The 13154-nt window shown below is 43.5% G+C and carries 12 protein-coding genes; 3 read left to right on the forward strand and 9 right to left on the reverse strand.

Annotated features, from left to right (window positions below):
• Positions 1-326: 326 nt before the first annotated feature.
• The 3 genes from dnaJ to B2866_RS00205 all read left to right on the forward strand — a co-directional run bounded on the left by dnaJ (position 327) and on the right by B2866_RS00205 (position 3450).
• Positions 327-1454: a molecular chaperone DnaJ gene (dnaJ, locus tag B2866_RS00195; RefSeq protein ID WP_296189312.1), complete on the forward strand. Its 1128-nt coding sequence runs from the start codon at positions 327-329 to the stop codon at positions 1452-1454.
• A gap of 165 nt (positions 1455-1619) precedes the next feature.
• Positions 1620-2450, forward strand: coding sequence for a 4-hydroxy-tetrahydrodipicolinate reductase (gene dapB, locus B2866_RS00200; protein WP_296189314.1), 831 nt, complete (start codon positions 1620-1622; stop codon positions 2448-2450).
• A gap of 82 nt (positions 2451-2532) precedes the next feature.
• Positions 2533-3450 carry a hypothetical protein gene (locus B2866_RS00205; RefSeq protein ID WP_296189319.1) on the forward strand — a complete coding sequence of 306 codons (918 nt, stop codon included), beginning with the start codon at positions 2533-2535 and terminating at the stop codon, positions 3448-3450.
• Positions 3451-3570: 120 nt separating this feature from the next.
• Here B2866_RS00205 and B2866_RS00210 read toward each other — a convergent pair whose 3' ends face one another.
• The 9 genes from B2866_RS00210 to erpA form a co-directional block, all read right to left on the reverse strand.
• Positions 3571-4746 carry a type III PLP-dependent enzyme gene (locus B2866_RS00210; RefSeq protein WP_296189453.1) on the reverse strand — a complete coding sequence of 392 codons (1176 nt, stop codon included), beginning with the start codon at positions 4744-4746 and terminating at the stop codon, positions 3571-3573.
• Between the two features lie 168 nt (positions 4747-4914).
• Complete coding sequence (gene def / locus B2866_RS00215) at positions 4915-5469, reverse strand: peptide deformylase (protein ID WP_296189322.1); 555 nt, start codon at positions 5467-5469, stop codon at positions 4915-4917.
• Between the two features lie 226 nt (positions 5470-5695).
• The gene (locus tag B2866_RS00220) at positions 5696-5950 is read right to left on the reverse strand and encodes a GlsB/YeaQ/YmgE family stress response membrane protein (protein WP_068408390.1); all 255 of its coding nucleotides are present in this window, start codon (positions 5948-5950) and stop codon (positions 5696-5698) included.
• Between the two features lie 379 nt (positions 5951-6329).
• Positions 6330-7820, reverse strand: coding sequence for a UDP-N-acetylmuramate:L-alanyl-gamma-D-glutamyl-meso-diaminopimelate ligase (mpl, locus tag B2866_RS00225; protein WP_296189330.1), 1491 nt, complete (start codon positions 7818-7820; stop codon positions 6330-6332).
• Between the two features lie 196 nt (positions 7821-8016).
• Entirely contained in the window at positions 8017-8652 is a 636-nt protein-coding gene (locus B2866_RS00230; RefSeq protein ID WP_296189334.1) for a copper resistance protein NlpE, read from the reverse strand.
• Between the two features lie 426 nt (positions 8653-9078).
• Positions 9079-9591 (reverse strand): disulfide bond formation protein B, encoded by a 513-nt coding sequence (locus tag B2866_RS00235; protein ID WP_296189337.1) that lies wholly within the window; start codon positions 9589-9591, stop codon positions 9079-9081.
• 86 nt (positions 9592-9677) lie between these two features.
• Complete coding sequence (gshA, locus tag B2866_RS00240; RefSeq protein WP_296189339.1) at positions 9678-11252, reverse strand: glutamate--cysteine ligase; 1575 nt, start codon at positions 11250-11252, stop codon at positions 9678-9680.
• Positions 11253-11548: 296 nt separating this feature from the next.
• Positions 11549-11905 carry a roadblock/LC7 domain-containing protein gene (locus tag B2866_RS00245; protein ID WP_200663882.1) on the reverse strand — a complete coding sequence of 119 codons (357 nt, stop codon included), beginning with the start codon at positions 11903-11905 and terminating at the stop codon, positions 11549-11551.
• A 370-nt stretch (positions 11906-12275) separates the two neighbouring features.
• A complete protein-coding gene (gene erpA / locus B2866_RS00250) occupies positions 12276-12656 on the reverse strand; it encodes an iron-sulfur cluster insertion protein ErpA (protein ID WP_296189347.1) in 381 nt (126 codons plus the stop codon).
• Positions 12657-13154: the final 498 nt, after the last annotated feature.

Genomic DNA, 13154 nt, shown 5'->3' on the forward strand with positions numbered 1-13154 from the left:
CTTATAAAGGTATGGAAAGCTTTGTGCAATTCTTAATAAATCCTTTTTGAAAAGGTTTAAAGCGTCATAATTTATAATTTAGACGCCTCAGTGCTTGATAAATCACGCCGTCATCTCCATAAATAGCGCAAACTTTTAATAATTGATTTGGTTAAGCAGCATCCCGCCGTATTCGCTGGCAAGATTCTATAGTTATCCTCTTTTTGCAACCGATTCGCCACGTTTCATGTGAAACCTTTAAGCGTTTGCGGGTACTATAAAGGAGAGGATTGACTCGGGTTGATGAATCGGCCGACCGGTGGACTGTGAAGACGATAGGAGAGCCCATGAGTAAGCGCGATTTTTATGAAGTATTAGGTGTCAGTAAAACCGCCGACAGCAAGGAAATTAAGCGAGCTTACCGCAAGCTGGCCATGAAATACCATCCAGACCGTAACTCTGAAGATCCTGATGCTGAAGACAAATTTAAAGAAGCATCGATGGCGTATGAAGTATTGAGCGATGAAGACAAGCGCTCAGCCTATGATCGCATGGGGCACGCGGCGTTTGAAAACGGCATGGGCGGCGGCGGTTTTGGTGGCGGTGGCAACTTCCAAGACATCTTTGGCGATATTTTTGGCAACTTTGGTGATATCTTTGGCCAATCACGTGGCGGCGGTGGCCGTTCGCGCCGCGGTTCAGACTTACGCTATGTGATTGAGCTAACCTTAGAAGAAGCGGTGCGTGGCTGTAAAAAAGAAATCAGCTTTACGGCACCTGCGCCGTGCGATACTTGCGATGGTAAAGGCGCAAAAGATGCTTCTGATGTGGTCACTTGTCAGATGTGTCACGGTCAAGGCCAAGTGCGTATGCAGCAAGGTTTTTTTGCCGTGCAGCAGACTTGTCCGCAGTGTGGTGGCTCTGGCAAACAGATTAAAAATCCTTGTTCTGACTGTCATGGCAGCGGCGTAAAAGATAAATCGCGCACGCTTGAGGTTTCTATACCAGCGGGCGTTGACGATGGTGACCGTGTACGCCTAGCAGGTGAAGGCGAAGCAGGCGGCGCAGGCGTGCAAAACGGCGATTTATATGTCGAAGTACGCGTAAAACCGCACGATGTCTTTAACCGTCAAGGCGCTGACCTCTATATGGATGTGCCAGTGAGTATTACTGATGCGGCACTCGGTAAAGAAGTAGAAATTCCAACCTTAGATGGCAAAGTCAAAATCAAGGTCGCTGAAGGGACGCAAAGTGGTAAATTGCTGCGTGTGCGCGGTAAAGGCGTGACGCCGGTACGTACGACGATGAAAGGCGATTTGATTTGTCGTGTGGTCATCGAGACGCCAGTGAACCTGACGCGCGAGCAAAAAGACTTGTTACGTCAATTCCAAGATACCCTTGATGGTGATAGCAAGCATCAGCAGTCACCCCATAAAAAGTCATTCTTTAAAAAGATTGGCGAGCTATTTGATTGATAGCTGAGTACTACCGTTAAGTAATTTTAAGGCCTATTGTTTCACGTGAAACGATAGGCCTTTTTGTTGATACTATAAAAAACCATTTATCCATTATATTTGCTAAACTTAACCTCATACATTTAACAAACAACCTATCAAAAATAAAATATTTAGGACAAAGATATGAGTCAACAGGCAGAAGAGCAAGCTATTAAAGTCGGCGTTATCGGTGCTGGTGGGCGCATGGGGCGTATGCTTATCGAAGCGGTACAGGACAACGCGCAAACCACGCTGAATGCCGCGATTGAGCGTCAAGGTTCGAGCCTTGTCGGTGCCGATGCTGGCGAAGTTGCAGCGATTGGCCGCCTAGAAGTACAAATTGTCGATGATTTAAAAGCCGTTATTAATGACATTGATGTGCTGATTGATTTTAGCCTGCCTGATGCCACCGAACAAAATATGCAAATCTGCGCCGCGAACAAAGTTGCGATGGTGATTGGCACCACAGGCTTTAATGCGCAGCAAGAGCAAGTATTACAAGAAGCCAGTAAGCAGATCGCTATTGTCTATGCAGGTAATTATTCAACAGGCATTAATTTGTCCTTAAAGCTGCTGGCTATGGCAGCAAAAGCTTTTGGCAATGATGCTGATGTAGAAGTTATCGAAGCCCATCATAAGCATAAAATTGATGCGCCATCGGGCACGGCTTATATGATGGCAGAAGCGGTCGCAGAAGCGCGCGGACAAAACCTAAAAGACGTCGCTGTCTATGGCCGCGAAGGGCAAACAGGTGAGCGCGAAGCGGGTAGCATTGGTATTCATGCGATACGCGGCGGTGAAATCATCGGCGATCATACCGTGATGTTTATTGCCGACGGTGAAGTGGTTGAAATTACCCACCGTGCCCGAGCGCGCATGACCTTCGCCGCTGGTGCTGTACGTGCGGCAACTTGGGTAATTAAACAAGAAATTGGTCAATATAACATGCAGGATGTTTTGGGCTTAAATGACTAAAGCCTAAAATATTAAGGTTTCTTACTCATGGTTTGGTAGCGGTTACTTATTGATAAAGCAGAATGACTGCTAGGAGTCAGACATGAATAAGTTTAGCGAACATCTAAGAACACGTTTTGGTCGTACGCTGGCTATGATAAAAGCTACCAAAACCATAAGTTATACGTGTCCGATAGCATTTACCTTAAGTTTAACGGTATTGCCAATCGTCGTACAAGCGGCCGCTTATCAAACTTATGTGATTCATACCTATGGCGGTGAGGCGTTATTACCAGCCGTTCGTCAGCAGTTAAATAGTAGTCACGATGGCGGTACGGTGTCGAGCTATCAAGATAAATTAGTATTACATACCACGGCTGCTAACTATCAAAAAGTAAAGCAGTTACTCAATCAGATTGATGGTCAACCGCAAGCATTGACCGTTGCTGTGCGTGTTGGAAATAGTAGCCAATCCCAAGATAATAATCAGCAAGGTCGGGTTATTATTAGTAATCGCGGTATTCAAGGTGCAGGGATTATTAACCAGCGTAATAGCCAACAGCAAGGTAATAATCTATATCAAGTACAAACCCTCTCTGGCAGGGCGGCAAGCATCAGCACCGGCACGCTTTACTCATTAAACCAAAGCTATATTGCCAATAGCTATCCGACCTATAACCGTCCAGCGTGGCAGATTATTATTCAGCAGCAAGTATTACTGCCAACGACGCAAGGGATGGCGGTGACGCCAACACTACTGCCAAATGGGAAAGTAGAAGTAACATTAACCCAAGTAGAAGAACAGCTCGTGCGCGCTAATCCTTCTGATAATCGCCACGCTTATAATAATAACAGTAGCGTACAAGGTCAAAAATTGAATAGCACTATTATCGTCCCACGCGGACAGTGGGTGACTATCGGACAAATCTCACAAAACAATCAAAGCCAAAACTCAGGCTATGGCAGTAATAGGACGCTAAATAGCATGAATAGCGTACCGATTTCGCTCTTCGTGCAGTAACGAATGACTTTTTACTGCAACTGGTTAGTTAGTAACGTCAAGAAATAAACAAACATAAAAAAGCGCGGCACTACTTATCACAGTACTGCGCTTTTTTTATTGATATTGATTGGTTAAAAATTAATCAATATAAACCACGTCTAACGGGGGAAAACCATTGAACTCGACCGATGAATACGAGTTGGTATAAGCACCAGTCGTTAACCAATAGATTTTATCGCCAATCTCAAGCTCTTCTGGCAACTGGTAACCCGCTTCTTCATACATGATGTCGGTTGAGTCACACGTTGGCCCTGCCAATACAACGGTGCCTTCACTTGTTGAGGTTTCCATTTTAGGCGTATAGACAGGATACTTGATCGCTTCGCCTAAAGTTTCAATCAAGCCTTGGAATAAGCCCACATCGGTATAGACCCAGCGGGTCAAATCCGTATCTGATTTACGCGAAATCAGCACCACATCGCTGACCAAGACACCCGAGCCGCCAACCAATGAACGACCAGGCTCAAGGATAATCTCTGGCATCTCATCTTCATTGTAATCATCAGTCAAATAACTGGTAATCTCTTCTGCATAGACTTTGACCGGATTGACTTCGCTGATATAGTTTGCCGGAAAGCCGCCGCCCAAATTAATCATTTGCAGCTTAATGCCTTCCTCATTTCTCATCCAGTCAAACATATATTTAACCTTGGCGAGCGCATCATCCCAAGCGGCCACGTCTTTTTGCTGGCTACCGACGTGAAACGAGATACCATAAGGCACTAAGCCCAATTCGCGCGCTTGAATCAACAAGTCAATTGCCATATTTGGATGGCAACCAAATTTACGTGATAGCGGCCATTCAGCGGTTTCAGAGCCTTGTACTAAGATACGTACAAATATTTTTGAACCAGGCGCGTGCTTAGCGATATTTTTTAAATCCGCTTCAGAATCGGTTGCGTACAAATCAATCCCTTTTTCAAACGCATATTTGACATGCTGCGCTTTTTTAATGGTGTTGCCATAAGAGATACGCGATGGCTCAACGCCGCAATCAAGCACCCGATCCAGCTCATAGATTGACGCACAGTCAAAGTTTGACCCAAGCTCAGCCAGTAAGTTAATGACTTCAACCGCAGGGCTTGCCTTCATGGCATAATGGATTTTTGCCTTTGGAAAAAAACCAACCATTTCCGCATATTTTGCTTTAATGCGGCTCAAGTCGACCACCAAAAATGGCGTGTCGCGACCTTCGGCAGCTTTGGTGAACTTCTGCCAGCCGGCAGGGTCAAAATATTGGTCAATTTTGATCATGGTCATGGTGGGTAAACCTTTAATGAAGACAATTAATGTCGGAGAATAAGAAAACCAGAGAATAAAAACGTTAGGATATAAAAGCCAGTGTCATCATCATATCGTCATAAGACCCTCATTTTTAACGATAATAAGAGCAAAATAAGCGTGGCTTAAAATATAAATGTATTAAGAGTTGGTCGTTTGTAGCTGTTTATCCGCGATTTGCTCGCCCTGTTTTTCGCGTATTTTAAGGACTTTACGCACTTTATCACGCGCCCGCGTTTGTTTAAGACGCGATAAATAATCAACGAAGATGACACCATTTAAATGATCCATTTCATGTTGGATACAAACAGCAAGTAAGCCTTCGACTTCTTCATCAATCTTATCACCATTTTCATCTAAAGCTTCGATACGTACTTTGGTTGGACGTTCAACCTTATCATAGACTTCAGGCACCGACAAACAGCCCTCTTCATACGGCTGTTTTTCTTCTACCAACGGCGTGACTTTAGGGTTGATAAATACCCTTGGGCTGTCTTTATCTTCCGATAAATCCATGACGATAAGCTGAATATGACGGTCGACTTGGCTTGCCGCCAAACCAATACCTTGGGCATCATACATTGTCTCAATCATATCGGCGATTAAGGTTTTGATTTCAGCCGTGACTTCCTTAACAGGCTTAGCAATCGTGCGTAAGCGCGGGTCGGGATAGCTTAAAATAGGGAGTAACGCCATAAGGCTCACCTCAATGATAAAGATAAAATAGGACTGATATTATAAGATAAATGGGGGCAAAAGTAATGCTTATCAATACATAAGGTACTTTATGCTTAGGGAATAACATAAGAAAAACTGACTATTAATAATTCAGATAGAAAAACACAGCCAATAAAAAGGGCCTTACGTTGAGTAAGACCTTTTTTATGTTCTTTAACTTAGTGGGAGGAATGGCGCGCCTGCATTATACGCGGCGTTTATTCATAATCATCTCATAGATAAACAGTAAGATAATCGCACCGATGACTGAGAAGATAAGACCAGTAAAGCCACCATCAGCATTGATACCGATTAAGCCTGCGACAAAACCACCCAGCATGGCACCAACGATACCCAATACAATGGTCATAATCCAACCCATAGGGTCGTTACCCGGCTTAATAGCACGTGCTAATAAACCTGCGACCAAACCAACGATAATCATCCAAATAAAGCTCATTGTTATTCTCCTAATATTTTTAATTTATGCTGTTATTTATAATCTATTACTTATTTGATGAATCCATTGTAATCATTGGATGTCATAAAAAGTAACGACGAAATGTTATCTGTGTACGGGCTATGTGAGAAAAAAGCCATATTTGCTATCAAGCAGATGAAATAGGTAAACGGTAGGTTAAAACGGTAGTAAAGTCGCTAACGTGATAAAGCGTTGATTACTATCATGTGTAAATTATTCAAATAATTATATGGACTTATAAACGTTGGAGGAGCTATCTATGAGAAGGAAACTAGCTATAAAAAAAGCATAGTCCGTTTAACGAACTATACTTTTAGAGAAGGTATTGGTTTTAGAGGCTTCACATTTAAATGGAGATTTATTTATTGCGCAGCGCAGTCAATAGACGCTGGTGAATACCTTCAAAGCCACCATTCGACATAATGACAATCGCATCGCCCGCTTGGGCATGGGTCATGATATGTTCAATAATCGCCTCGGTACTAGACAGCACCTGCTGAGTTACGATATTAGAATTTTTAGCCTTGGCATTATCGATGACGTCTTTTAGACCCCATTCAAGTCCGGTTGGCTCATACCATAAAGTATGGTCGGCGAGGGCGGCGGATTCAGCCAAGCTGTCTTGGTGAATGCCCATTTTCATGGTGTTGCTGCGCGGCTCGATAATCGCCCAAATGCGTCTGTTCGCCAGTTTCTTTTTAGCGCCATCCAATGTAGTCGTAATAGCGGTTGGGTGGTGGGCAAAATCATCAAATATCAAGATGTCATTTACATCACCAATCAGCTCCATGCGACGTTTGATACCAGCGAAGGCGGATAATGCTGCGCAGGCGGTTTTGACATCAACACCAACATTATAAGCCGCTGCGACCGCAATCAGCGCATTATTGACGTTATGAATACCGCTCATCGACCAATCAACGACCGCTGTCGCTTCATCCTCCTCTACAAAACTGACGATAAATTGGCCACCATCAGCACTGATAAGCTCGGCTTGCCAGTCGCTATTATGCTGAGGGCTTTGCTCGTCTTTCCTATCGTTGTCTGACTTTTTATCAATAACCGCTGTCCGCCAAATGGGTGTCCAAACGCCTTTTGCCAACGTCTCTTCTAGGCTAATGGTCGCCGCTGGCATGATGATTTTGCCGCTACTTGGAATCATGCGCACCATATGATGAAACTGGGTTTGGATGGCGTTTAGGTCAGCGAAGATATCGGCATGGTCAAATTCAAGATTGTTTAAAATAGCGGTACGGGGGCGATAATGGACGAACTTTGAGCGCTTATCAAAAAACGCTGAATCGTATTCATCAGCCTCAATAACGAAGTAGCCGGTTTTTTCTACACTGCCATCAGCGACTTTTTCAGCACCCAAGTAGCTGCTATGGGCAAAGACTTGTTGCAAACGCTCGTCACTAGTATCAACCAATGGCACGCCGCCGATTAAAAATCCTGTGTCAATACCGGCATAATGCAATATCCACGCCAGCATGGTTGTCGTCGTGGTCTTACCATGCGTACCTGCCACGGCGATGACATGGCGTGATTGCAACACTTGCTCGGATAAGAACTGCGGCCCTGAGGTATAGCGCAGGCCGCTATCGAGCATATATTCGATAACATCCATGCCACGTTTCATAGCATTACCAACCACCACCAAATCTGGCGCTGGCTGCAAATGCTCTATGAGATAACCTTCGGCAATGGTCACGCCCGCATTTTCAAGTTGGGTCGACATCGGCGGGTAGACATTGGCATCCGAGCCTGTGACTGTATGCCCAAGCGCGCGCGCAAGTAACGCCAGCGAGCCCATAAAAGTACCACAAATACCAAGAATATGAATATGCATAGACGTTCCGTACGCGCTTAAAAAAAGGAGATTGAGCTTGAATATCAGCCAACCGTGATTAGTACAGCCAGCAGTTCGGTAGACAGCTCGATAAACAAAGACTCATTGTAAAGTAAACACCATAAGATGACCAATAAAAAACGCCCAGCAAGTAGGCGTTGTGTAGATTTGCGATTTGACTTATGTCGCTAGCTGTTTATTTACGAGAAAGGGTATAGTCATCATTAGGGTTGGCATCAGCGTCCATCATAATCAAATGGTTGTCACTGATTTTATAGGTTTCGATGTTTTTTCTCTCATAAACAATGGTGATTTTATCGTCATCTTGGCGATAAACCCCTGATTCTAGCAAAGGCGGATTGGTCGGCGCCGCATCATTAAAAACACTGGTTTTTAGCACAGAGCCATCAGCAAATAAATTTAAGGTGATATCAATATTATCGCAAGAAGCGCATGGCACCACGCCGCCATAATCACCCATCAAGGTTGCTTGTAAGCTGCTGTCGCTACTGGCAGCCGAAATCATCGGCGCGCGGCGACTGTTGTCATTTGAATTTGCTGCTGCTATCAGAGATTGACTTTCTGCGTTATTTGCCTCATCCGCTGCATCGTTGGCCAGATCTTTTTGAGCGTCATTATCCTGTAAGTCAGACGATGTGGCACTACTATTAGTAGCCGGTGCGCCCTGCGTGGTTTTATTATTGGCAGTCGTAGAAGATGACGCACTATCACAGCTCATGAGTAGCAGACAAAGTGGCAGCGCTAATAACGGACGCATACAGCGTCTCATAATAGTCACAGCAGCAGAAAAAGGGGTCGAGATAGTAATCATAGTGTTACCAAAAAACAATTTTTTTAATAGTGAGTTTAAACCTTGTCAGTAAAATAAATAATGAAAGTCTTGGTAAAAGTTAAAGAAATTGTGAGGGATAATCTTAGCGGTAATAGGTAGTGCTTACGACCCTAACTTCGTTAAGTTATGTGGCAAATCTGGTGATTTTGATAACAAACATCGCGGCTAGACATTACAAATACTATCTATATACGATTAAAGTGTAATTAAGACTACCGTTATTCCAATAGAGTAAATAAACATCTCAGACATATCAAAGTGTAAAAGTGACTAGAGCGTGTCGTCAATGAAAAGCTATGACTTTAATGGTGCTAAAAACGCCTGAAACAAAACCTAAAAAATAACCGTCAATGCAGGGTTGCGAGACGGTTATTTATCAGAATTAATAAGGATAATAAAAGCAGGTTAGCGGGCAGGGCGTACGATACGCCATAGAATGAACACATGTACCACTATCAAAATGCTAAATAAAATCAAAGATTGTTCAGGGATACTCAAACCCATAAACGTCCATTCGATAGACGCGCATTCACCAGAACCGGCAAATACTTCTTTTAATACTTGCTGCATCGGTAGGGTATCAAGCCAATAATCTAAACCGGGCCCACAAGAAGGCACCTGGTCAGCGGGTAAATGCTGTAGCCATACGTGACGAGCTGCAACTGCTGCTGCCCAGCCAATCCCTGCCAAACTGCCAAGCCATAATAACAGGCGGACGATTTTTGATTTTGGATCAAATATAGCGGCAATCAAAGCAAAGCCGCCCATAATCATCAGACCGATGCGCTGGAAGATACATAGCGGACAAGGTGAAAACCCCATATAACGCTGTAAGAAAAATAGCGCAAAGCTCATGCCTATCACGGCCATTATTACTAAAAACACTTGCAAATTACGATAAGTGGTTAGCTGTCGCATGGGGCGAATACTCTTATAAAGTGCTCATTGATAAAGGTTAAAATTGATAAAAGGTAAAACTTATAAAAGATAAAATCGTTTAACCATTAGCGATATTGCTGTAAAAAGTCCATAAAGTCTTCAGTTTCAGCAGCTTCAAGCTCGGCTTGTTGCAAGATGGATTTTTCAGCCAGTACTTCATATTTGGCTTGGGTGTTTGGGCTCAACGTCTGCTGTAATATCGACTCACGATGCTGCTCTGCTAAAGTAAAGCCAAGCTGCCATAAGCTGCCTAAACGCTTACTATCTGAGTTCACTTGCGCCGAAATAGTCGATTCAGGATGCCCCGCCTTACCTTGCATTAAAGCAACCGCTGTCCGATACTCATTACCACCATAGTGCGCATCAAGTAGCTCTGCCAATGGCTGCATACGGCTCAAGTGCATAAGCATCCAGCTTTCTAGGGTTTGCTCATCGCCATTATTAATGATTTGCAAGTTTTCGCGGCGACCTTCGTTGACCACGCGTTCTAAATTAACCGCCAACGCTTCTTCTTCTGCTGGCATGAGCTCTGGTGAATCACTGAGCAGGCAGTACAATGCCATCACTTCTAAAAAGCAGGCACTAGATAAACGAATGCCAATATCGCTATAAGGGTCGAGGTCGATAGCACGAAACTCAACGTAAGCGATACCGCGGCGCTCAAGCGCTTCGGTTGGGCTCTCGCCACTCATTGCGATTTGTTTGGGGCGAATCGGGCTATAGTATTCATTTTCTATTTGTAGAATATGATCATTGATTTGAATCGGATTGCCGTCGGCATCATCTAAGCCAAGTTTCTCAAAGCTTGCATGCGGGGTTTGAATCGCACGGCGTAGACCTTTAATATACTCGGGCAAATTATTATAGCGGATATCGAGATGTTCTTGCACGCTGTTGGTATAGCCAAGCTTACCCATGCGTAGGCTGGTTGCCGTCGGCCTATAGTAGGTTGAGTCATTAAGTCGCTCAAGGTCATGCTCGATGCCAGCCACAAAGCACGGACAGACGCTAGGACTGGCACCCAATAAATACAGTACCAAACTGGTCAGACGTTTAAAGTTACGAATGAGCCCTAAGTACTTATCATTTTTAAATTCGGTTAAAGTCAAATCTTGCGCCGTTGGCGTTTGTGCTTGCCATGCGCTAAATAAATCATCACCAAACGATAGGTTATAATGCAAGCCTGCAATGGTCTGCATACGGCGACCATAGCGGATACCAAGCCCGCTACGATAGAGTGTTTTTAGCTTACCAGTATTAGAGCTGCCATAGTCTGCCAACGGAATATCTTCATCTTTTGATGACAGCATACACGGCATTGACAATGGCCACATCAGCTCGCCTTCAGGCATACCTTGATAAACCAATAAATGCAATTGGCGTAGCATGGTTAGCGTTTCTTTTGGAGAGGTCTTTGGGTCAGTGATAAGCTCAAGCAGGCTTTCAGAGTAATCGGTGGTGATAAATGGATGCGTGAGCTTTGAACCAAGCTTGGCTGGATGTGGGGTTTGTGCCAAGTAGCCGTCAGGTTTAACCCGCAGGCCTTCTTTTTCGATACCGCGCAGCATGCCGCTTAAATGCTTGCTATCAAACCAGTTTGGAACTTTAAAATCGACAAAGCTGCTCGCAAAATTACTCATAATAGTCATCTGTTGTTATTAGTTATGGTCGGTTGCCACGCAATCACTGTGCAACCGCAAAAATGGGTTATAGAATCACGTCAGTTTAGCCCAAAGCCGCCCCAAAAACCACGTACAATTACAAATACAGTAAGCTTCACTGGCGCTCAGACGGCGGTTATTTGACTTGTAAAGGTGGCGGCTCCGTGCCGTTATTAACCAAATCTATTGGCTTAAAGTAAATACCTAGAAAACAAAAAAAACATCTACTTATCAGGTAGATGCTTTAGATAACTCATTGTTTTGTACCAACAGGCTTACGAGAATTCTAATTCAGTCTCGAAACCTTTTAAAATATGACGCGCCATTGCAAGGTTTGATTTTTGACGGTCAAGTACAAGGTATAAAAACAAATTGTCATTACGTACTAGTGGACGTAGCAAATGATACTGCTTGCTCAAAGTGATAAGAATGTCTTCGATGTTCTCATTTAAGCCTAACGCTGCTGCTACTTTGCGCTTAGAGCGTAGTACTTCGGTGTTGCCAGCCGCTGCTAGCTCAAGGTCGATACCAGAGCCAAGAGTAGCCATTGCAAGACCAGATTCGCTGTCTACTAGCGCAGCGGCGATAAAGCCGTCGATGTCGTTTAATGCGTCAAGAGATAACTTAGCCATGAGGGTGTACCTTAATAATTTGGGATAGAGATAGGATTATTTTTTAGTCATTATTCTTTATTAGCAAAATCCTTTAATAAAAAATCTTCTCACAAAAATCTTTTAATAAAAGGCTCAAAAGCGAAAGCTTGGCTAAATATCTTTAAAAGTGCGCCAAAAAACGGGACTGATTAGTTTAGCTACTCAAAAGAAGGCGGTATTTAAGCATATTCCCATAAAAAAACAATCGCAAACCGACTAAAGCCGCTTTTTACCAGATTATCGGTTAAAAACGTCTTTTTCAGTTTACGATTGTATACTTAGATTATTCCAACAGTACTATATTGCTTGACTAGGTTGCTTCTATAACGAAGCCATTATCTCGACTTATTTAAAGAGAAAACGATGAACCACAGCCACAAGTGGTGGTGGCATTTGGATTGGTGACGATAAAGCGTGCGCCTTCTAAACCCTCGGTATAGTCGACGGTCGAGCCTTGCAGATACTGATAGCTTAGCGAATCGACGACTAAGGTCACATCCTCATTATCAAAATTGGCATCATCTTCATTGAGCTCATTGGCAAAGTTAAAACCATAAGAGAAGCCTGAACAGCCGCCACCCGTCACATAGACACGCAGCATAAGATTGCTGTCACCTTCTTCTTCACGCAGGCGACGTACTTTTTTCGCCGCACTGTCGGTTAAGTTTAAGGCAGTTGGGTCGACTGGTTGACTTGTGCTTGGATTAAATTGATTGGCTGATTCGTTCATATCTACCTCAGTTGCTAAAATCAAATGATTTGTTTTTTATTTCTGCGAGGTCGTCTATTTATACTGGATAGGGCGACTGACAAGTAGCGGCTGTTAAGCATAGGCTACGTAAAGTTTTTTATACTTGGTTAAAGTGTCTGGCTGCTCATGTTGGATGTTCATCGCAGCATGGCGATATTTTTGCATGGCGACACTTTAGCATTGCAACATTGTGGCATGGCCGTTTGGTGAATAGCAATGCTGCCGTTATTTAACTTTGAACACTTAACTTCAGACACCTAACTGCATGATGTCAATAGTGTTTTACTAGTATATCATAATTGGGGTATTGATTGATTTGTCAAGGGTGACAGCAGCGTTTGCAACTATATAGTAGTTTTAAATGCCAAATAGTGGTTTTAAATACCAAATTTTTAAATCGTTGGCACATCATAATGGTAGTAAGTGGTTTTTAGCAGTATAAAGGATTGAATTTAAAATAGTTATTTAATCGTTTGC

This window comes from Psychrobacter sp. UBA3483 (assembly GCF_002377905.1).
Taxonomy (GTDB): Bacteria; Pseudomonadota; Gammaproteobacteria; order Pseudomonadales; family Moraxellaceae; genus Psychrobacter.